The organism is Haemophilus sp. UMB1048, assembly GCF_030218125.1.
Classification (GTDB): Bacteria; Pseudomonadota; Gammaproteobacteria; order Enterobacterales; family Pasteurellaceae; genus Haemophilus_D.
Window position 1 is genome coordinate 1 of sequence record NZ_JASOPB010000011.1, and the last position, 21,309, is coordinate 21,309.

24 protein-coding genes are annotated in these 21,309 nt (G+C 40.0%); 15 read left to right on the forward strand and 9 right to left on the reverse strand.

Annotated features, from left to right (window positions below):
* Positions 1–250: 250 nt before the first annotated feature.
* The 3 genes from yihI to hemN are packed head-to-tail and all read left to right on the forward strand — an operon-like array spanning position 251 to position 2,624.
* Positions 251–808 carry a Der GTPase-activating protein YihI gene (gene yihI / locus QP437_RS09360; protein WP_285267654.1) on the forward strand — a complete coding sequence of 186 codons (558 nt, stop codon included), beginning with the start codon at positions 251–253 and terminating at the stop codon, positions 806–808.
* A 5-nt stretch (positions 809–813) separates the two neighbouring features.
* Positions 814–1,257, forward strand: coding sequence for a DUF2489 domain-containing protein (locus tag QP437_RS09365; protein WP_111315606.1), 444 nt, complete (start codon positions 814–816; stop codon positions 1,255–1,257).
* Positions 1,257–2,624 (forward strand): oxygen-independent coproporphyrinogen III oxidase, encoded by a 1,368-nt coding sequence (gene hemN / locus QP437_RS09370; protein ID WP_049384077.1) that lies wholly within the window; start codon positions 1,257–1,259, stop codon positions 2,622–2,624. Before QP437_RS09365 ends, hemN begins: the two co-directional genes overlap by 1 nt.
* Positions 2,625–2,676: 52 nt before the next feature.
* On the opposite strand, the gene lysA is transcribed toward hemN, so the two are convergent.
* The gene (lysA, locus tag QP437_RS09375; RefSeq protein WP_285267655.1) at positions 2,677–3,927 is read right to left on the reverse strand and encodes a diaminopimelate decarboxylase; all 1,251 of its coding nucleotides are present in this window, start codon (positions 3,925–3,927) and stop codon (positions 2,677–2,679) included.
* A gap of 27 nt (positions 3,928–3,954) precedes the next feature.
* The gene (locus QP437_RS09380) at positions 3,955–4,080 is read right to left on the reverse strand and encodes a lipoprotein (protein WP_083180410.1); all 126 of its coding nucleotides are present in this window, start codon (positions 4,078–4,080) and stop codon (positions 3,955–3,957) included.
* A gap of 95 nt (positions 4,081–4,175) precedes the next feature.
* Between QP437_RS09380 and cyaY the strand changes: the two genes are divergently transcribed.
* Both cyaY and recQ read left to right on the forward strand, forming a co-directional pair.
* The gene (gene cyaY / locus QP437_RS09385; protein WP_285267656.1) at positions 4,176–4,481 is read left to right on the forward strand and encodes an iron donor protein CyaY; all 306 of its coding nucleotides are present in this window, start codon (positions 4,176–4,178) and stop codon (positions 4,479–4,481) included.
* The gene (gene recQ / locus QP437_RS09390) at positions 4,481–6,346 is read left to right on the forward strand and encodes a DNA helicase RecQ (protein WP_285267657.1); all 1,866 of its coding nucleotides are present in this window, start codon (positions 4,481–4,483) and stop codon (positions 6,344–6,346) included. Before cyaY ends, recQ begins: the two co-directional genes overlap by 1 nt.
* Before the next feature lie 42 nt (positions 6,347–6,388).
* Here recQ and QP437_RS09395 read toward each other — a convergent pair whose 3' ends face one another.
* Positions 6,389–7,930, reverse strand: a complete 1,542-nt coding sequence (locus tag QP437_RS09395) for a YjjI family glycine radical enzyme (RefSeq protein ID WP_285267658.1) — start codon at positions 7,928–7,930, stop codon at positions 6,389–6,391.
* Between the two features lie 190 nt (positions 7,931–8,120).
* Between QP437_RS09395 and QP437_RS09400 the strand changes: the two genes are divergently transcribed.
* Positions 8,121–8,786: a YitT family protein gene (locus QP437_RS09400; RefSeq protein WP_178160779.1), complete on the forward strand. Its 666-nt coding sequence runs from the start codon at positions 8,121–8,123 to the stop codon at positions 8,784–8,786.
* Here the strand turns inward: QP437_RS09400 and QP437_RS09405 are convergent.
* From QP437_RS09405 to QP437_RS09420, 4 genes are all read right to left on the reverse strand, one after another.
* On the reverse strand, positions 8,736–9,767 hold the full coding sequence (locus QP437_RS09405; protein WP_285267659.1) for a glycosyltransferase family 9 protein: 1,032 nt from the start codon (positions 9,765–9,767) through the stop codon (positions 8,736–8,738). The two genes, QP437_RS09400 and QP437_RS09405, sit on opposite strands and share 51 nt — an antisense overlap.
* 69 nt (positions 9,768–9,836) lie before the next feature.
* On the reverse strand, positions 9,837–10,916 hold the full coding sequence (fbaA, locus tag QP437_RS09410; RefSeq protein ID WP_285267660.1) for a class II fructose-bisphosphate aldolase: 1,080 nt from the start codon (positions 10,914–10,916) through the stop codon (positions 9,837–9,839).
* Between the two features lie 92 nt (positions 10,917–11,008).
* Entirely contained in the window at positions 11,009–12,169 is a 1,161-nt protein-coding gene (gene pgk / locus QP437_RS09415) for a phosphoglycerate kinase (RefSeq protein ID WP_005696971.1), read from the reverse strand.
* Between the two features lie 98 nt (positions 12,170–12,267).
* Positions 12,268–12,981 (reverse strand): ribonuclease, encoded by a 714-nt coding sequence (locus tag QP437_RS09420; protein ID WP_285267661.1) that lies wholly within the window; start codon positions 12,979–12,981, stop codon positions 12,268–12,270.
* A gap of 75 nt (positions 12,982–13,056) precedes the next feature.
* Here QP437_RS09420 and QP437_RS09425 point away from each other — a divergent pair, with 75 nt between their 5' ends.
* From QP437_RS09425 to rpoH, 7 genes are all read left to right on the forward strand, one after another.
* Positions 13,057–13,317, forward strand: a complete 261-nt coding sequence (locus QP437_RS09425) for a YfhL family 4Fe-4S dicluster ferredoxin (protein WP_014064693.1) — start codon at positions 13,057–13,059, stop codon at positions 13,315–13,317.
* Between the two features lie 35 nt (positions 13,318–13,352).
* Complete coding sequence (locus tag QP437_RS09430; protein ID WP_005696968.1) at positions 13,353–13,505, forward strand: DUF1232 domain-containing protein; 153 nt, start codon at positions 13,353–13,355, stop codon at positions 13,503–13,505.
* Positions 13,506–13,646: 141 nt separating this feature from the next.
* Complete coding sequence (locus QP437_RS09435) at positions 13,647–14,861, forward strand: MFS transporter (RefSeq protein WP_285267662.1); 1,215 nt, start codon at positions 13,647–13,649, stop codon at positions 14,859–14,861.
* Positions 14,862–14,995: 134 nt separating this feature from the next.
* Entirely contained in the window at positions 14,996–16,699 is a 1,704-nt protein-coding gene (gene narQ / locus QP437_RS09440; protein WP_285267663.1) for a nitrate/nitrite two-component system sensor histidine kinase NarQ, read from the forward strand.
* 9 nt (positions 16,700–16,708) lie between these two features.
* Positions 16,709–17,734: a UDP-N-acetylmuramate dehydrogenase gene (gene murB, locus QP437_RS09445; RefSeq protein WP_285267664.1), complete on the forward strand. Its 1,026-nt coding sequence runs from the start codon at positions 16,709–16,711 to the stop codon at positions 17,732–17,734.
* A gap of 19 nt (positions 17,735–17,753) precedes the next feature.
* Entirely contained in the window at positions 17,754–18,065 is a 312-nt protein-coding gene (locus tag QP437_RS09450; protein ID WP_285267665.1) for a DUF2322 family protein, read from the forward strand.
* Positions 18,066–18,211: 146 nt separating this feature from the next.
* Entirely contained in the window at positions 18,212–19,054 is an 843-nt protein-coding gene (gene rpoH, locus QP437_RS09455) for an RNA polymerase sigma factor RpoH (RefSeq protein WP_285267666.1), read from the forward strand.
* Between the two features lie 49 nt (positions 19,055–19,103).
* Here the strand turns inward: rpoH and plsY are convergent, their stop codons facing one another.
* Positions 19,104–19,703, reverse strand: a complete 600-nt coding sequence (gene plsY / locus QP437_RS09460) for a glycerol-3-phosphate 1-O-acyltransferase PlsY (protein ID WP_014064698.1) — start codon at positions 19,701–19,703, stop codon at positions 19,104–19,106.
* 97 nt (positions 19,704–19,800) lie between these two features.
* Here plsY and folB point away from each other — a divergent pair, with 97 nt between their 5' ends.
* A complete protein-coding gene (gene folB, locus QP437_RS09465) occupies positions 19,801–20,157 on the forward strand; it encodes a dihydroneopterin aldolase (RefSeq protein WP_049356175.1) in 357 nt (118 codons plus the stop codon).
* Between the two features lie 54 nt (positions 20,158–20,211).
* On the opposite strand, the gene QP437_RS09470 is transcribed toward folB, so the two are convergent.
* Positions 20,212–20,829, reverse strand: coding sequence for a cation diffusion facilitator family transporter (locus QP437_RS09470; RefSeq protein ID WP_285267667.1), 618 nt, complete (start codon positions 20,827–20,829; stop codon positions 20,212–20,214).
* Between the two features lie 85 nt (positions 20,830–20,914).
* Here QP437_RS09470 and QP437_RS09475 point away from each other — a divergent pair, with 85 nt between their 5' ends.
* Positions 20,915–21,298 (forward strand): MerR family transcriptional regulator, encoded by a 384-nt coding sequence (locus QP437_RS09475; RefSeq protein ID WP_111326316.1) that lies wholly within the window; start codon positions 20,915–20,917, stop codon positions 21,296–21,298.
* The last annotated feature ends 11 nt before the right edge of the window (positions 21,299–21,309 follow it).

The window sequence follows — 21,309 nt, forward strand, 5'->3', positions numbered from 1 at the left end:
CAGAAGTGAAACGCCGATGCGCCGATGGTAGTGTGGGGCTTCCCCATGTGAGAGTAGGACACCGCCAGGTACTGAATGTAGAACCCCGAGCTGAATGGCTTGGGGTTTTTGTTTTTTAGATTTGAGTTTAATAAAGTAAAAGTGCGGTCAAATCAGAATAGTTTTATTAAAAGATGTTTAAATCTTTTAATGAGAAAATATAGGTGGAATGGTACAATCACCAAAATTTTTTATAGGATAAATAACACAAATGGCTCGTAAAAAGAAAAGTCGTAAAATTAGCGATATTATGCCAATTCGTAAATCGGATAAGAAACCTGAAGCACCGAAGCTATCAGGTAAGAAATTAACACGTTATGAATTAGATGCTAAAGCAAGAGAAGATAAGAAAAAACGTAAACATAAAGGTTTAGCATCGGGTTCTCGTCATAGTAACGCTGAGCAAAATAAGCATAATCAAGTCGTTGAACAAAAAGATCCGCGTATTGGCAGTCGTAAAAAGGTTCCACTGATTGTTGAATTTGTGAATAAACCTGAGAAAGGGATGACAATTCCAGTAGTCAAAGAACCGAAAAAACTTGCGCCTGAAGTTGAGTTAGAACGTTTAGAAAATAATGAAATTCTAAATGAATTGTTGGATGCCTTAGATGAAGGCAAAACAATTAGTAAAGCTGATCAACAATTTGTGGATGAATGCTTAGATCGTATTGCTCAGTTAATGGAAGAATTGGGTATTCAAGATGAAGATGAGACAGAGGATGATCTCTATCGAACCTTCGAGAAGATTGATATCAACCAATTCAGATAATTGTCATGTGGCCGATTATTTTAAGTATTATTGCTTTGGGAATTATTGCTGGCGTATCATTCTATGCTTTCAAATTACTTAGGAAGTTACGCGAGCAAAATACTCTCATCAAACAGGCTAAAATAGCGCGTACAAAACGCCTAAAAGAGAGTATGGTAATTATCGCTAAAGCGATGCAAAATGGAGATTGTAACCATTCAGAAGGGGTGATTCGTTTATCAATGCTTTTACTCCCTTTTGGCCAATCTTTACAGCCATATCAAGCGATGTATGCACTTTATAATATTGTAAAAGAAATGCCTACGCATGAAGCTCGGAAAGCATTGTTAAAAAAAGAAAGAATGAAACTCGATCTTGAGCGAGAAAGTGCAGAAGCAAAATTTGAAGAAGAAATTATGTTGGAGTTACGTCAGTTTTTAAATGACGTAGAGAAATTTGGGGAAGCTTAATGTCTGAAATTATTTGGGATCTTGCGTTAATTCAAAAATATAACCAATCAGGACCTCGTTATACATCTTATCCAACTGCATTAGAATTTAATGAAAGTTACACAAACGAAGATTTTATTGCAGCAGCTAATCGTTATCCGGAAAGACCACTTTCCCTTTACGTACACATTCCGTTTTGTCACAAACTTTGCTATTTCTGTGGCTGTAATAAGGTGATTACTCGTCATCAACATAAGGCGGATATTTATCTTGATTACCTTGAAAAAGAAATCAAAGCGCGTTCAGAATTATTCAAAAATCGTGTTGCGACTCAAGTGCATTGGGGCGGTGGTACACCGACTTATTTGACAGAAGAACAATCTGCTCGTTTAATGAAGATGCTTAAAGACCATTTTACGATTGCGGATAATGCAGAAGTCAGTATTGAAATGGACCCACGCGAAATTGAACTCGATATGCTTGATCATTTACGCAATATTGGTTTTAACCGAATCAGTATGGGCGTACAAGATTTCAATAAAGCGGTTCAAAAAGCGGTAAACCGTGAACAAGATGAAGAGTTTGTGAATGCATTACTTGTTCGTGCTCGTGAGTTAGGTTTCCAATCGACTAATCTTGATTTAATTTATGGATTGCCACTTCAAAATGTAGAAAGTTTTATGTTCACATTACATAAAGTGATTGAATTGAATCCAGATCGTTTAAGTATCTTTAACTATGCTCATTTACCAAGTCGATTTGCGGGACAAGCAAAAATTAAAGAAGATCAATTACCGCCACCGGAAACTAAACTAGAAATTTTACAGAAAACGATTGAAACCTTAGGCAATGCTGGTTATAAGTTTATCGGTATGGATCACTTTGCTAAACCAGATGATGAATTAGCGATTGCTCAAGAGAAAGGTGTCTTACACCGAAATTTCCAAGGCTATACCACTCAGGAAGAATGTGATTTGCTCGGTTTAGGTGTATCAGCCATTAGTTTATTAGGTGATACATATGCTCAAAACCAAAAAGAATTAAAACATTATTATCATGATGTAGAAAATTCAGGTATTGCACTGCATAAAGGTTTAGCGATGACAGAAGAAGATTGCTTACGTCGTGATGTGATTAAGCAATTGATTTGTAACTTTAAGCTTGATTTTGCACCAATTGAAAAACAATATAATATTGATTTCAAAAAACACTTTGCTGAAGATTTACAGTTATTACAGCCATTACTTGAAGATGGATTAATTTCTGAAACAGAAACAGGCTTACAAGTTTCGCCTAAAGGTCGATTATTAATCCGTAATATTTGCTTATGCTTTGATACTTATTCAAGAGCAGCGGCAAAACGACAACAATTCTCTCGAATTATTTAGTCATACAAAAACGGTCAAGACTTATATCTTGACCGTTTTTCTTTCAATCTATTTATTTCGCGATGCTTTCTAATGCCCATAATTCACTGAGACTTTCTCTGCGACGAATTAAATGAGCTTTGTTTCCATCCACTAACACTTCTGCCATACGTGGACGAGAATTGTAGTTTGAAGACATACTTGCACCATAAGCTCCAGCAGAGCGTTGAACAATGTAATCACCTTCAGCAATGGCGAGCTCACGCTGTTTACCTAAGAAATCAGAGGTCTCACATACTGGGCCAACGACATCATAAATGGCTTTTTCACGCTCTAAAGTGCGGTCAATTTCAATGATGTTCATATAAGCTTCATAGAGCGCTGGACGAATCATGTCGTTCATGCCGGTATCGGTAATCGCGAAATTGCGGCTTTCATTACTTTTTAGGTATTGAACTTTAGCCACTAAAATCCCAGCATTAGCTGCGATTGCTCGACCCGGTTCTAGAATAATTTCGAGATTTTCATAGCCTTTTAATTTATTCAGTAACGCTGCAGCATAATCACTTGGATGTGGCGGTGTTTCATCAGTATAAGTTACGCCTAAACCACCGCCGAGATCTAAGTGTTTTAACGTGATGCCATCTTCTTGTAACTGTTCTATTAAACGAATAAGGCGATCAGTTGCATCTAAGAAGGGTTGTAATTCAGTCAGCTGAGAGCCAATATGACAATCCATACCGGTAATTTTTACATGAGGTAAGGTTGCTGCTAATTTATAGACCTCACGCGCTTCATCTACGCTCACACCAAATTTATTTTCTTTTAATCCAGTGGAGATGTAAGGATGCGTATGGGCATCAACATCGGGATTTACGCGTAAAGAAATAGGGGCTATTTTACCCATTTCGCCAGCAATTTGGTTGATATGATGTAATTCCGAAACAGATTCCACATTAAAACAACGAATGCCTACTTCTAACGCTCGCATAATTTCGGCACGAGATTTTGCCACACCAGAAAAGACTACTTTTGAAGCCTCTCCGCCTGCTGCTAAGACACGCTCTAATTCGCCCTGTGAAACAATATCAAAGCCTGATCCTAATTTTGCCATTACATTCAATATTCCAATATTAGAATTGGCTTTAACGGCATAGCAAATTAAGTGCGGATGCTCTCCTAAGGCTGAATCAAAGGCATGCCAATGTCGCTCAAGCGTGGCGCGCGAATAAATATAAAGCGGTGTGCCAAATTCTTCAGCGAGTTGTTTGACGGGCAAATCTTCAACATAAAGTTGCTCGTTTTTATATTGGAAAAAATCCATGAGGAATCCTTTAAGTGCGGTCAGTTTTTATTGTGTTTTTTGCGTGTTTTGTGGTTGTTCTTTTTCAGGAAAGTATAATGGCCCTTTTACACCACAACCTGTAGCCAAAGTACAGAATGCACCTAATAACAAAATAGAAAGTACTTTTTTCATTTTTCAATCTCTCTAATAAGTAAAATCTGCCTTTGCCAACGAGGCGAAAGGCTTTATAATTCACGGCATTCTATCAGATTTAATCGGAAAATTTTATGAATGTTGCAGAATTTCACCAAAATATTGAACAGGTTTGGCAAAAAATTGAAGAAGCGTTAGAGAATCAAGATTGCGATGTGGATTGCGAAACACAAGGTTCGGTATTTACGATCACATTTGATGACCGCTCACAAATCGTTATTAATAAGCAAGAACCGCTTCTTGAGCTTTGGCTTGCGAGCCGCTTGGGTGGATTTCATTTTTCCTATAAAAACAATGATTGGGTGGCAAATGATGGCAAACGCTTTTGGGATTGTTTAACCGAGGCGGTTGCCGCTCACGGAGAAATGGTAACATTCTAATGACCGAACTCGCGGAACTTGCCCCGCAAAAAACAGATTTAAAAACGACCGCACTTCATACGTTGCGGTCTGTTTTTGGTTACCAATCTTTCCGCAAAGGGCAGGAAGAAGTGATTCATGCTGCGTTAAGCGGTCAGGATGCCTTAGTGGTGATGGCCACAGGAAATGGTAAATCCTTGTGTTATCAAATTCCAGCACTTTGTTTTCCAGGTCTCACATTAGTGATTTCGCCTTTGATTTCTTTAATGAAAGATCAGGTGGATCAACTCCAAGCAAACGGCATTGAAGCCGATTTTCTAAACTCTAGTCAGACGCCAGAACAACAACAGCAAGTTGAAAATAAGCTGATTTCAGGTCAATTAAAATTATTATATGTTTCGCCTGAAAAAGTGATGACAAACAGCTTTTTTCAGCTGATTTCTTATGCTCAAATTTCCTTTATTGCCATTGATGAAGCGCACTGTATTTCACAATGGGGCCATGATTTCCGCCCTGAATATACCCAACTTGGTGGCTTAAAAGCGGCGTTTCCAAATGCGCCAATTATGGCATTAACGGCGACAGCGGATTACGCGACGAGACAGGATATTCTCACTCATCTTAAATTAGATAATCCTCACAAATACATTGGTAGTTTTGACCGTCCGAATATTCGTTATACGTTGGAAGAAAAGTTTAAGCCGATGGAGCAGCTTACGCGTTTTGTGTTGGCTCAAAAAGGAAAAAGCGGCATTGTGTATTGCAATAGTCGTTCGAAGGTGGAACGTATAGCAGAAACTTTGCGAAATAAAGGCGTGTCGGCTGCAGCGTATCATGCGGGAATGGAAACAGCACTACGCGAACGCGTCCAACAAGATTTCCAGCGAGATAACATTCAAGTTGTGGTTGCGACGATTGCGTTTGGCATGGGGATTAATAAATCCAATGTGCGTTTTGTCGCCCATTTTGATTTGCCGAGAAGCATTGAATCATATTACCAAGAAACTGGTCGTGCGGGGCGAGATGATTTACCTGCGGAAGCGGTACTTTTCTACGAACCGGCTGATTATGCTTGGTTACAGAAAATTCTGCTTGAAAAACCAGAGACGCCACAACGTCAAATTGAGCAACATAAATTGGAAGCCGTCGGTGAATTTGCCGAAAGCCAGACTTGCCGCCGTTTAGTGTTACTCAATTATTTTGGTGAATATCGTCAAACGCCTTGTCAAAACTGCGATATTTGTCTTGACCCGCCGAAGAAATATGATGGCTTAATTGATGCGCAAAAAGTGATGTCGACGATTTATCGTGTGGGGCAGTGTTTTGGTGTGCAATATGTGATTGCGGTCTTACGAGGAATGCACAATCAGAAAATTGTGGAACGCCAACATGATAAGTTAAGTGTTTATGGCATTGGTAAAGATAAAAGCAAAGAACATTGGCAATCTGTCATTCGCCAACTGATTCATCTTGGTTTTATTCAACAAGTGCTTGGTGAGTTTAATAGTGCAACGCTTCAGCTCACAGAAAGTGCTCGCCCTGTTTTAAAAGGCGAAGTGCCGCTTGAATTAGCGATGCCGCGCATTTCATCCATTAATAAAATTGTGCATACGTCTCATAAAAATACGGTAGTAAATTACGATAAAGATCTGTTTGCTCGTTTGCGTTTCTTAAGGAAGCAACTTGCGGATAAAGAAAATATTCCACCGTATATTGTCTTTAACGATGCGACGTTGCAGGAAATGGCGCAATATATGCCTACAAGTAATATTGAAATGTTACAAATTAATGGCGTAGGGGCGATCAAATTAGAACGCTTTGGGCAGCCGTTTATGGCATTGATTCGAGAGCACAAAGCGATTTTAGAAAAGGCTGAAAAAGAATAAGTGCGGTCAAAAAACAAAGAATTTTTCGACCGCACTTTTTTTCTAGCTTGCACTTACATCTTGTTCATCGCGTAATTGACGATCAAAGACTTGTGCACAATCATCGGTGCCCGAACCATACCAAGTGGTATCACGTAATGCCACTTCACCTTTACGGTATTTTTCCACTTCGCTTTTCTTCACCAAATAACCCGTTACACGAATCAAATCGGTGTTTTTAAGGTAAGTGGTGATATAGCGGTAACCTTGTGCAAATGAACCATCGATAATATCAACGACGGCATCTAAATGATCCACATAGGTTTGGTCAAAGGCAAACAAATCTCCCGTACCTGATGGGAAGTACTTATGGAATGGCGCCGATTGTTTTAAATGAGCTAATAATGTTGGTTCTTCGCCCACACGAATGCGATGTGCAGGCGCATTACGTTTATCTTCTTCATGATTGCTTGCGCCTACTTGCGCATGTAATAAATAACGGTTGCCCGTGCGTTCAGCATACACACCTTCATGGTTATCCGTGACTTCTTTTAATTTATCCATAATTAAGGTCGCAATTTCATCACCGCGTTGGCTTTTACCAAAGGTTTCATTTAATCCTCCTTGTTGCAATAAATGATTTGCTGCATCAGCAAGACCAACAATGGCAAACATTCCCGTAAAATTAGTCCGTTTGATAAACCCTTCTTTTTCGAGGAATGAGGTATTGAAGAAGTTGCTTTCTTCCACGACAAATTTATGGCGTTTATCCATAGTGGAGAGCGCGCATTTTGCAACACGAGGTAAAAGTTCATTGACCATTTCATCCACAGTTTTACAGGCGCGCGCGATAGTCCCTAAGCGCAAGCGAGTGAGGGTATAAGCCCCACCACATTCAGGGAGTGCGTTATAGCAGCTTGCAATACCATATTGTTCGCCTAAGTCAGAAATGTAGTAAGCATCATTGGCAAAAGACGGTTTAGAAACCAATAAGCACGCTTTTGCTGCTAATTCTGCAAATTCACGACTTGTTTTGCTCTTATCGTAACGAATGGTCATATTGGGTGTTGGCGCTTCCAACTCAATCACTGCTTTTAAAATCAAACGCCCTGCTTTGGTGTCATAAGGCCCAATATTGGCATGGCAGAATGAATCTGGCACAGTTTTATCCACATGATTTAAGAAACGTTTAATTTTGATGTAGTCTTGTTCTTCATCGGTAATAAACGGGTCAAGTAGCATGTCTAAGCGCCCAATGTAAACCGGGAATGTGGTAATTGATGGCACGTGGGAATATAAAATCAATAAGCCATCTAATGCTTCATCAAGATCTTTTGGCGCGGGCAATTCAAGGAATTCACAACCTTTTTTAATATACACATTGTAATCCGGCAAAATATAGCGAGGACGATAAATCGCATAGCCTTCGTTTAAATCACAGATCATTTGATTTTGAAGGAATTGCCATTCTTCATCCGTGTAACCTAATAATTCACGAGGATCAAATAATCGCTCGGCAATATTGCCTAAACACATGAGTTTTTGTTGATAGGTGAGCGTGTTGGATTTTACGGTATCCAAAATATCTTGAAGAGATGCAAGCATAATAATGTCCTGATTAAAAAGGGTAGCTTATTTTAAGTCAGTGAATGAGTGATGACAATTTTGACAATGTGATCTGCATCACATTTATGATATTTATCAGTCAATTCGGTTATATCATATGACGTTAAAATGTTTGGGTTTTATCAGGTTTACCATTATGATGTCGGCGTTAAATATAAATGGGAATAATATGAAAAAAGCACGGGTGATTCCTTACACCAGTTGGGCAGCCAAATCTTTATGGTCAGTCGAAGGTAAAACGATGCTGATGCTCTTATTTGCATTGGCAATACTGGGTATTGGAGATGGCTTGATTGTGCTCGCTAATTTGGGTTCTTCACCTTGGACCGTGCTTTCTCAAGGTGTGGCATTACAAGCTAAGGTGAGTATCGGTTGGTCATCATTTTGGATTAGCTGTTTGGTGATGTTAGCCTGGATTCCCCTCAAATTAAGGCTTGGGCTTGGCACTATTCTGAATATTATTGTGATTGCCTTTTTTCTTGGTTTAACCACGAAAATTGTGCCAGAACCAACCGCACTTTTTAGCCGAATTTTATTCGGTGGAATTGGGCTTTTACTTTATGGATTAGGGACGGCATTGTATTTAACTTGTCATCAGGGGGCAGGCCCGCGGGATGGTTTAATGGTGGGACTTTGTCAACGACTTCATTTAAAAGTGGGGATTGTGAGAACAAGCCTTGAAGTGTCAGTTTGTGTGTTAGGTTATATTCTCGGCGGCACAGTTGGAATTGGTACTGTTGTTTTTGCCGCCGCAATAGGTTGGATTGTGCAGTTATGCTTAAACTTAATTGCTCGCTTGCCACATCTTCCGCACGAAGGGGACAATCTCCACTAAGGCATCATCAATAGAAATTAAGCCTAGGTTCGTTTCCTCTTTCCCTTTTGGCGGGCAGAAAGCAAGATGTTTGTCTGCATCGTTAATCGGTTTCCAACGACGAGGCTGAGATGAGCGACTGTTTGGATAGAATCCAATCGTTGGCACATTGAATGCACTGCTTAAATGTAATGGTCCAGTAGAGCCAGCAATGAATAAATCCGCACAAGCCAGAGAGTGTGCAAAATCAACCAATCCTTTATTCTTATCGTAAACAACCACATTTGGGCTGTCGATTTTTGCCGCTAACTCATGGGCTTTTTCACTTTCACCAGGTCCTGCTGTTAAGATAATCTGGCAATCAAATTCGCTTAACAAACCTTGTATCAATTGAGCATATTGTGTCAACGAAAGACTTGTTGCTGAACCACCTGTTCCGCTATGGACAAACACCCATTTTTTATCTGCCGATAAGCCCAATTGTTCTTGAAGAAAAACACGTTGATTTTTAACCGCACTTTCAGGAAGTGAAAGATAAGGCGGTTTTGGTTCCACAATCGGCATGTTGTGTTTTTTTAAGAACGCCCGAGCCAAATCTTGATTGTATTCTGCTTCAGATTTTTCTGAGCGTGAACGGCGTTGTGTTAAACGATGGTTATAAAGGATTTGCACCCATTTTGTTGCGGGTGCAAGACGATAAGGAATCCCACTTTTCCACGCTAATTTACCGTTATGGGTATTGGAAAAGAAGCTAATCATGCCATCAAATTGCTGCCCATTGATTTCTTTAACAAGACGATTGAAATCCGCTTTATCGTTCTTGGCACTATCAATGATGACATCATCTAAATAGGGACAAATTTGAGCCAATGGGGCTGTATAAGCTGGTACAAGTGCGGTCAGTTTTAGCTCGGGATTTGAGGCTTTCAACATCGCAAAAGCCGGAAACGCCTGAACAAAATCCCCCAGTTTATCGTTACGAATGACTAAAATCTTTTTCATATTTTCTCTAGTTAAATAAAAAAAACCGCACTAACAAAGTGCGGTCTCATTTTAGTCTATTTTTATGGATTATAAAACATCAACGCAGTTTAAGTCTTCGAAAGATTGTTCTAAGCGTTTAGACATTGATTCTTCCATTTTACGTAACCAAACACGTGGGTCGTAGTATTTTTTGTTTGGTACATCCGGACCTTCAGGGTTACCTAATTGACCTTGGAGGTATGCTTCGTTTGCTTTATAGAAACTTAAAATACCATTCCATGCAGCCCATTGAGTATCAGTATCGATATTCATTTTGATTGCACCATAGCTAATTGCTTCGCGGATTTCTTCGCGGCTAGAACCTGAACCACCGTGGAAGACGAAGTTGATTGGTTTAGCAGGAAGATTGCGTTCTTTTGCAACGAACTCTTGTGATGCACCTAAAATAGATGGTTTTAATTTTACGTTACCTGGTTTGTAAACACCGTGTACGTTACCAAATGCAGCAGCAACGGTAAAGTTAGGGCTTACTGGGTTTAATTGATCGTAAACATAAAGCACATCAGATGGTTGAGTGTATAAACGAGACTCATCAACACCAGAATTATCTACGCCATCTTCTTCACCACCAGTAATACCGATTTCGATTTCAAGGGTCATCCCCATTTTATCCATACGAGCAAGGTATTCACGGCAGATTGCCATATTTTCTTCCATTGGTTCTTCAGATAAATCAAGCATGTGAGAAGAGAATAATGGACGGCCAGTTTCTGCAAAGTGTTTTTCACCCGCTTCAAGTAAGCCATCGATCCATGGAAGTAATTTTTTCGCCGCATGGTCAGTATGAAGAATAACTGGAACACCGTATTCTTTGGCTAAAGTATGAACGTGTTTCGCACCTGCGATTGCACCTAAAACGTCTGGACGTGCACCGCTTGTTGGTTTGATACCTTTACCTGCATAGAAAGCTGCACCACCGTTTGAGAATTGGATAATTACTGGTGCTTTCACTCGTGCAGCGGTTTCTAATACAGCATTTACAGAGTCAGAGCCTACGCAGTTTACTGCAGGGATCGCGAAGTTGTTTGCTTTGGCATAAGCAAAGATTTTTTGAACATCTTCACCTGTTACTACGCCAGGTTTTACGATATCTAATAATTTAGCCATAGTTGTGTTTCCTTTTGTTTTGGAGGATTTATTCCTCCGTTTGAAGAATCAATATTTATCCCCTCTGCGCAGAGGGGATAGAAGCCATTTAATTAACCGTTCGCACGTTTTTCAAGAATTTCTACTGCTGGTAATACTTTACCTTCAACGAATTCTAAGAATGCACCGCCACCGGTAGAGATGTAAGAGATTTTATCTGCAATACCGAATAAATCGATAGCCGCTAAAGTATCACCGCCCCCTGCGATAGAGAATGCATCGCTGTTTGCAATCGCGTGAGAAATGATTTCAGTCCCTTTACGAAAGTTAGGGAATTCAAACACGCCAACAGGACCATTCCATAAAACAGTTTTTGCATTTTTGATGATTTCAGCTAATTGTTCAGCAGATTTGTCACCGATATCGAAGATAGATTCATCATCTTTCACTTCGGTCACTGATTTTTCTGTTGCAGGTGCAGTTTCAGAGAATTCAGTACCTACACGTACATCAACTGGTACTGGAATGTCAGTGCTTGCTGCTAATTCTTTTGCTACAGGGATTAAATCTGCTTCATATAAAGATTTACCCACATTGTGGCCTGCTGCTGCGATGAAAGTATTCGCAATACCACCACCCACGATAATTTGGTCAGCAATTTTTGAAAGAGAGTTTAATACTTCTAATTTAGTGGAAACTTTTGAACCGCCTACGATCGCAACCATTGGGCGAGCAGGTTCTTTTAATGCTTTACCTAATGCATCCAACTCAGCCGCTAATAATGGACCTGCACAAGCAACTGGTGCAAACTCTGCTACACCGTAAGTTGACGCTTGCGCACGGTGAGCGGTACCGAATGCATCCATCACGAATACATCGCAAAGTGCGGCATATTTTTTACCTAATTCAGGATCGTTTTTCTTCTCACCTTTGTTCACACGTACGTTTTCTAAAACAACGATTTCGCCTTCTTTAACATCCACACCGTTTAAGTAGTCTTGCACTAAACGCACATTGAAACCTGCGTCTTTTAAGTAATCAACAACTGGTTGTAAAGAATCTTCAGGTTTGAATTCACCTTCAGTTGGACGACCTAAGTGAGAGGTAACCATCACTTTTGCGCCTTTCTCTAAAGCCAGTTTTAACGTCGGGATAGTCGCACGAATACGCGCATCAGATGTCACTTTGCCATCTTTTACCGGTACGTTTAAGTCTGCGCGAATAAATACACGTTTACCTTTTAAATCTAAGTCGGTCATTTTGATTACTGACATAAGCTTTCCTCTTGGGTTAGTTAAAATTAAACGGGGACATTATACCTAGTTCTTACTAGGTTGTAACGATGTAGATCAAATAAAAAAGCGAATTATGCTTATTTAGGGCAATCGATTACTTGCCATTGGCGATCGTAGCAAATAAATAATTCGTTATGGCTAGCATCTAAATAAGCGCCTTTTAATTGCGGATTATTTTGCTTCATCCATTGAAATAATTCTTTACGGCTTAATTGTTCGTTTGGCAAGGAAAGCGATTCAAATAATGCTTTCTCTTGTTTGAAATAAGCTTCTGCTGAATCAAACGCGCAGCTACCGTGTTTTTCCCATTCGCCTTGCAATAATTTTGCGCCTGGCGAGATTGAAAGGTAAGGCTCGAGGGTTTCAATTGGAAGCGGCGCTAAATCACCCTTACAAAAACGAGGGTGATCTGTAACAGAGCGTGCATTCGCATTTTGAGGCCATAAGCCATGCACTACCCAGCCAAATTGATTTTTTGTACTACATTGATATTGCGCTGAATCGGGTAAATTATTGCCATATTGCGCACGTTGTTTTTCACAGAATGCCGGCGACCAAGATAAGGCCAACATATAGTAACCAACAGGGGCATTTTTATTTTGTCCAATGGCATCATCACGCATGATGACATCATAATTCCCAAAATCTTTGGTGTTTTTGACCGCACTTTGACTTTGTTGTTGTGTGGTTGTTGGGACGGGTTTTGTGTCTTTTTTGTGTTCAGTGAAATATTGCCAAATGCTAAATGCGGCAAGGGCAATAAGGGAAATAGTAGAAACCTGTTTTTTCATAAAAATCCTGTTTAAATTTTGTCAATTTTGCTTTTGTCGGCTATAATTCGCCGCTTTCTCATATAAAGGAATGGTATGGCGTTACTGATCACAAACAAATGCACAAACTGCGATATGTGTCTCCCCGAATGCCCGAATGAAGCAATTTCAATCGGCGAGGAGATCTATGTGATCGATCCTGTACTTTGTACGGAATGTGTTGGTCATTATGACACGCCAACTTGCCAAAAAGTTTGCCCGATTACAAACTGCATCAAGCCAGATCCTGAGCACCAAGAAAGCGAAGAGCAGCTTTGGGAACGTTTTGTGATGATTCACCATTCTGATAAGTTGTAGAATTTACCTGATCTTTTTCTTTTCGTCCAATGACTATGAATAAAACGAAGTTAATTAAAATCGCCATCATTCTGATTTATTTGTTCAGTCCCATTGATATTTTGCCTGAAGCGGTGCTTGGCCCATTAGGTTTAGTGGATGATGCGGCAGCCATTGCCTTATTAATTCGAATTTTATTGAAAAAATAAAACTTGAATAAAATCAACCGCACTTTGCTTTTCTTATTCTTGCAAAATTCCGTCAATTTCTCTAAACTACGCGCCGGAAAATTTCTTTCCTCATTATTTCACTTTAAAAGCTACCCGTGAGTAGCAAAAGGGACCTCAATCATGACAAACGTCAATCAATATGGCTGGAAAGCCTTGGTTGGATCAGCTGTCGGCTACGCGATGGATGGATTCGATCTTCTTATTCTTGGATTTATGCTTAGTGCCATTTCGGCAGATCTTAATTTAACTCCCGCACAATCTGGCTCATTAGTTACCTGGACACTTATTGGTGCTGTGGTGGGCGGTATTGTATTTGGTGCATTAAGCGATCGTTATGGGCGTGTACGCGTGCTGACTTGGACAATCGTCCTCTTCGCCGTATTTACCGGTTTATGTGCAATCGCACAAGGCTATTGGGATTTATTAATTTATCGCACCATCGCGGGTATCGGTTTGGGCGGTGAATTTGGTATCGGTATGGCATTAGCCATTGAAGCTTGGCCTGCAAAACACCGTGCAAAAGCAGCGTCTTATGTCGCATTAGGTTGGCAAGTTGGTGTGTTAGCGGCTGCGTTACTCACCCCGGTATTGCTTCCACATATCGGCTGGCGCGGCATGTTCATTGTCGGTATCTTCCCGGCATTCGTTGCTTGGTATTTACGTACTCGTTTACACGAACCTGAAATTTTCTCACAAAAACAGACCGAACTTTCAACCCAAAAAATATCGAAACTGGAATCTTTCCAACTCTTAGTAAAAGATAAAGCAACTACAAAAGTAAGCCTTGGTATAGTGGTTTTAACGTCTGTACAAAACTTCGGTTACTACGGCATTATGATTTGGATGCCAAACTTCTTATCTAAACAACTTGGCTTTAGTTTAACGAAATCAGGTTTATGGACGGCTGTTACGGTATGCGGGATGATGGCGGGGATTTGGATCTTTGGTCGTCTAGCCGATAGAATCGGACGTAAACCAAGTTTCTTATTATTCCAACTTGGTGCTGTGATCAGCATCATCACTTACTCTCAATTAACTGATCCAACTGCCATGTTGGTGGCTGGTGCCTTCTTGGGGATGTTCGTAAACGGCATGATGGGCGGTTATGGCGCATTAATGGCTGAAGCCTATCCGACAGAAGCACGTGCAACGGCACAAAATGTGTTGTTTAACTTAGGTCGTGCTGTTGGTGGTTTTGGACCAGTTGTTGTCGGAGCGATTGTCTCTGCGTACTCATTCAGTATTGCGATTGCTTTCTTGGCGGTGATTTATGTCATCGACATGGTGGCGACGGTCTTCTTAGTGCCAGAATTAAAAGGCAAAGAATTGAGCTAAGTGCGGTCAAAAAAATTCAAGTTTTTGAAAACATCGGTGTCAAAGCCGATGTTTTTTATTTGTGAAAAATCAGCCAATTTCAACCGCACTTTGTGCTAAACTATGGTCACTTTTTCCAATTTTGAAGAATTATCGTGTACGCTAAACGTTCAGTTTCTACCCGTATTGCTAAATATTTATTTGTGGTCATTATTTTCATGGGCATTATTAGCTCATTGAGTTTGATCGTGATGGCCAGTAATAAATCGGATGCGGAAGCCATTAATATTTCCGGTTCTTTGCGTATGCAAAGTTATCGGCTATTAACGGAACTAGAACGTTCGTTGGATACGGTAGAACAAAATTTAGTGCGTTATCAACGCAGTCTCAATGCCGATGCGTTGCTGACGGTACAAAATCAGCTTTTTGCACCTTCAGGGGTGAGAGAGTCTTATCAAGAAATCCTAAAACGCTGGACAGTGATGTCCGATTTTGCGCGTAGCCACCAAATCGAAAAATATCATGCCGAACTAAAAAGTTATGTACAAGATGTCGATGATTTCGTGTTGGAATTACAACGCTTTGCTGAACTAAAATGGATTATTGCGGTTTCGGTATTGTGTGTTTCTATGCTATTGATTCTTGCGATGGTGTCTTATGTGATTTGGTATATGAAGCGCGAAGTAGTGAAACCGTTAGAGCTCATGACCAAAGCCAGCATGCAAGTACAAATGGGGCAGTTTAACCATATCCAGCTTGATACAGAAAGCAATAATGAACTGGGTATTTTAGCGAAAGTGTTTACGCAAATGTCTTCTGAGTTAGGGCGACTTTATTCGCGTTTAGAAGATGCGGTAAATGAACAAACGCAAAAGTTGCGTCAAACCAACCGCTCTTTAACAACACTTTATCAAAGCTCACAGTTACTTACGCCCACGAAGATTAATGATAAAATTCTCAGCCAAGTGCTCAATCATATTCGTGTCAGCGAACATTTACGCTACATTGAGTTAGAAATTTTCGGATCAGAACATTGGGAAATTTCTTTTGGTCAAAAAGATCCTAAACAATCACTTCAAGTCGAAGAACTTTCCATTGAAAATGAAAACTTGGCCGTGCTCTCGTGGCAAGCCGGTTTACCTTGTCCCGATCCGCGAATGATGAAAAACCTAGGACAAATGGTGGCAAAAGCGTTGTATTCACACAAAACGCAACGCCAACAAGAGCAACTCTTATTGATGGAAGAGCGGTCAATTATTGCCAGGGAATTACATGACTCGTTGGCACAAGTACTATCTTTCTTACAAATTCAATTAACGTTGTTAAAGCATAATTTGAAGAAAGAAGATGAAGAATCAAAAGAAAAAAGTATTGCCATCATTGGTGAATTTGAACAAGCCTTATCAGATGGTTATTCTCAATTACGAGAATTATTGGCGACCTTCCGTTTAACGGTGCAAGAAGCGAATTTACAGGTTGCCTTGGAACAAGTTATTGAAAGTTTGCGTTCACAAACGAAGATGCAAATGACTGTGGAATGTAGTTTGCCATCGCAAAGTTTAAATCCACAAGAATTAGTGCACGTTCTGCAAATTGTGCGTGAAGCAACGTTAAATGCGATCAAGCACTCAAAAGGTACACTGATTGAAGTAAAAGCCCATATTAATGCTGAGGGCGAATACGAAATCCTCGTACAAGATAATGGCGTGGGGATTCCTACGCTAGACGAGCCAGACGGACATTATGGTTTAAATATTATGACTGAGCGCAGTCGACAATTAAATGCTCAGTTCAGTATTTCAAAAGGGGAGCAAGGTGGTACTATTGTGAAAATCACGCTTCCTCACACGTTGTTTTAAGGAAAGTTCATGCAAAGTTTACAGCCGTTTCACACCTTCAATATTCCAGCAAATGCGCGTGAAATTATTGAAGCCACATCGATTGAACAAATCCAACAAGCTTGGCAAAAAGCACAAGCTGAAAATTTCCCTGTCTTATTTTTAGGACAAGGCAGCAATATGCTGTTTTTAGAAGATTTCCAAGGTGTTGTAATTGTTAACCGTTTATCAGGTATTCAACATACAGAAGATAGCGATTACCATTATTTACATGTCAATGGTGGTGAAAATTGGCACCAGTTGGTGGAATGGTCGATTTTACAGGGAATAAATGGTTTAGAAAATCTCGCACTCATTCCCGGCTGTGCCGGCTCAGCGCCGATTCAAAATATTGGGGCGTATGGCGTAGAATTTAAAGATGTGTGTGATTATGTGGATGTATTGAATCTCAACACGGGCGAACAATTCCGTTTGCAGACGAGTGAATGTGAATTTGGTTATCGTGAAAGTATTTTTAAGCATCGCTATGCACAAGGCTATGTGATTACAGCAGTTGGATTGAAATTAGCCAAAAATTGGCAACCGATTTTAAAATATGGCTCATTAGTGAATTTTGAGCCTCAAACTGTAACGGCAAAACAAGTGTTTGATGAAGTGTGCCATATTCGCCGTAGTAAATTGCCCGATCCAAAAGAATTTGGCAACGCGGGCAGTTTCTTCAAAAATCCTGTGGTGAGTGCAGAGCAATTTGCGAAAATCCAAAAACAGGTCGAAAATCTACCGCACTTTCCACAATCGGATGGCTCTGTGAAACTGGCAGCAGGTTGGTTAATCGATCAATGCCATTTAAAAGGTTTTCAAATCGGTGGCGCAGCCGTTCATCAACAGCAGGCTTTAGTGCTGATTAATAAAGGCAATGCCACAGGGCAGGATGTGGTTAAGCTAGCACATCATATCCGTCAAACTGTAGCAGATAAATTTGGTGTGTATTTACAGCCAGAGGTACGCTTTATGGGCGCAAAGGGCGAAGTGAATTCAGAGCAAGCTATTAGTTAATTTATAGAGGAAAGCAATTATGAACTTTAAAGACATTTTAGAGACTTTACCCACCATTGATCACCTAACAGGTTTAGACGTATTAAACGATGAAACCGTGATTCATCATATTCCTGCTGCACCAGGCAAACTTGGCTCGCTTCGTCTTTATAATGCATTAGCAGAAAAATTTAACGGAAAATTAGACCGCACTTCAGCGCAGCAAGGCATTGAATGGTTTGCAGAGCATGTAGAAGATGCCAAACAAAATCCTGGAAAACACCCGAATATTGATTTATTGTTTAAAGTGGTGGCAGAGGATTTAGTTTATTCACTTGTGCCATTAAACTAATTTGGAAAATTTTCAGTGATTAATTTGAACTTTTAATCGTTAAAAACTGTCAAATAAAACAAATTGAGGTATAATGACAACAGTTGTTATACAATAACAAATAAGTAATGAGTCGGGGCGTCGCTCCGCATGCTGTGAGGAGAAGAATGAATAAAGAAACTCAAATGATGTTAGTACCTCAAGGTAGCATCGAAGCTTATATTCGAGCAGCAAACGAATATCCGATGCTGACTGCAGAGGAAGAAAAAAGCTTAGCAGAACGTTTGTATTATGAAGGTGATATTGAAGCAGCGAAAAAGTTAGTTTTATCACACTTACGTTTTGTTATTCATGTTGCGCGTGGTTATTCAGGTTATGGATTACCGCAAGCAGATTTAATTCAAGAAGGTAATATCGGATTAATGAAAGCGGTAAAACGTTTTAATCCGGAAGTGGGTGTTCGCCTTGTATCCTTTGCGGTGCATTGGATCAAAGCAGAAATCCATGAATATGTCCTTCGCAACTGGCGTATTGTGAAAGTCGCTACCACGAAAGCACAACGTAAATTGTTCTTTAACCTACGTAAAACTAAACAACGTTTAGGTTGGTTCAATGAAAACGAAGTGGATATGGTGGCGAATGAGCTTGGCGTGTCAAAAGAAGATGTCATCGAAATGGAATCCCGTATGACAGGGGCTGATGTAGGCTTTGATTTGCCAACAGATGATGACGATGAGGCTTATGTACCTTCTTTATATTTAGAAGACAAAAGCTCAAATTTTGCGGCAGAGCTTGAAAGCGAAAACTTTGAAGAACAAGCCACAGAAAAATTAGGTACAGCATTAGCTAACCTTGATGAACGTAGCCAAGAGATTATCAAAGCACGTTGGTTAGATGATGAGAAAGCCACCCTTCATGATCTTGCAGCAAAATATAATGTGTCTGCAGAACGTATTCGTCAGCTTGAAGCAAACGCACTGAAAAAACTTAAAAGTGCGGTTGATTTCTAAGCCGTTTTGATAAAAAGAAAACCTGTCGATTATCGACAGGTTTTTTTATTTATTTCTTCTTGGATTTTCCCCACATTTTATCTTCTTGGCCTCGCCATAAGCGCTGAATATTGTCGTGGTGGCGATAAATCAGCAAACAGCAAACTAAGGCAACGGGGAAGGTAAATTCCGGTTTAAGCCACCACACATAAAATGGCACGAGAAGTGCTGTAATGACCGCACTTAATGAAGAATAACGGCTAATTAAGAAGACTAACAACCACGTACCTAGCGTTGAGCCGGCTACGCCCCAAGAGATGGGTGCAATGGCACCGAATGCGGTCGCGACACCTTTTCCACCTTTAAATTGAAAGAAAATGGGGAAGATGTGCCCCAAGCAAGCCCCTAATGCAACCATGCCTAATTCAAATTGCGTAAGCCCTAAATAATAACCTGCCCAAACAGGTAACATCCCTTTTAAAATATCGCAAATTAATACTGCAAGCGCCGCCCAACGTCCGCCAATACGCAATACATTGGTCGCACCAGGGTTATGAGAACCGTTTTTTCGCGGGTCAGGCAAGCCTGCAACTTTACAAATCAAAATTGCACTGGAAATCGAACCCAGTAAATAAGCAAAAATCATATAAAAAAGGGCAAATAGGCTCATTTTGTGCTCCACAATCTTGATTGTATTTGAAAAACTTGTTCGTTATTTTAACCAAACTTGATAGCATAAGCCCACTATATTTTTACAGGAATGAGAGATGGATCGTATTTTTATTGAAGAATTAGTGGTCTTCGCCCAAATTGGCGTGTATGACTGGGAGCAACAAATTAAACAAAAGCTCGTTTTTGATTTGGAAATGGCATGGGATTGTCAAAAAGCCGCAGAAACAGATGATGTGCAATACTGCCTCAATTATGCCGAAGTGAGCCAATTTATTTTAGATTATGTGCAAGCTAAGCCATTTTTATTGATTGAGCGCGTGGCTTATGAGGTGGCAGAACAATTACAACAACGTTTTGGTATTTCATGGTTACGTCTCAAATTAAGCAAACCCAAAGCGGTTGCTCAAGCAAGTAATGTCGGAATTATTGTAGAACGAGGCGAGTTGAAATAATCGCTGAAAATTGACCGCACTTTGGAAATATCAAACCAAAGTGCGGCTAATTTTTTAAGTGTTTTTTAATGCCAAGCGAAATGCGCCAATTCCGCTTTTTAGCACAAGAATACTCAATATCATACTCGCTAAGGGATCCACCCATTGCCATCCGAGAAAATAAGCGCTCAATCCTGAAAGAATCGCGATAACGGAGCCAAATAAATCTGTTAATACATGCAGATAAGCAGCTTTGATATTGAGATTGTCATGATCACTTTTCAACATTATCCAAGCAACGAAAAGATTGACGAGTAATCCTAGCGATGCCACGCCTAGCATTGGCAATGCCAACATTTCGGTTGGATGCTGCCAACGTTGAATTGCTTCAAACAAAATCATCAATGCGACAACGATCAATGAGCCACTATTGAGTATGGCGATATAGCGTTGTTTTTGAGTGGATAAGAAAAGTGCCAACAGCGCTAAAAATAATGACAGGCTATCATTTGCCATATGCCCGGCATCAGCCATTAATGCCAAACTGTTAAACCAATACCCCCCAAGAAATTCAATGATCATAAAGCCTGTAATGACGATAAAACTGAATGCCAAAATTTTTTTATTTTGTGGAATATGGTCGTGATGCTCATGAGCGTGCTCGTGGTGTTCATGAGAATGATGGTGAGACATATTGTTCCTTATTGTGTGATTGATTAACTTGGGATAAAGTATAAAGTCCGTAGCAACTACAAGGTCAAGACTTGGTTTTAGAAAAATGAAAATTAACGAACTCAGCAAACAAAGCGGTATTCATTTAGAAACCATTCGTTATTATGAAAAAATGGGTTTAATGCCGGAGCCTAAACGGCTGGCAAATGGTTATCGAGATTATGATGAAGCCAGTTTGAAGCAATTAAAATTTATTAAAACCTGCCGAGCGTTAGATTTTAGCTTGGCCGAAATTAAATTTTTTAATGAGATGAAAACACAGCAATCTCAACATTGTGAAGTGGATAGTATGTTGGCAAAACATTTAGTTTCAGTCGAAGAAAAAATTGCCGAACTGACTGAAATTAAACATTTCCTACAAAGTTTAATTACCGAAGATGATCATCAAGCTGCGGATTGTAAAGCAATGGCCCAATTAAAAGCCTATTAAGTGCGGTCTAA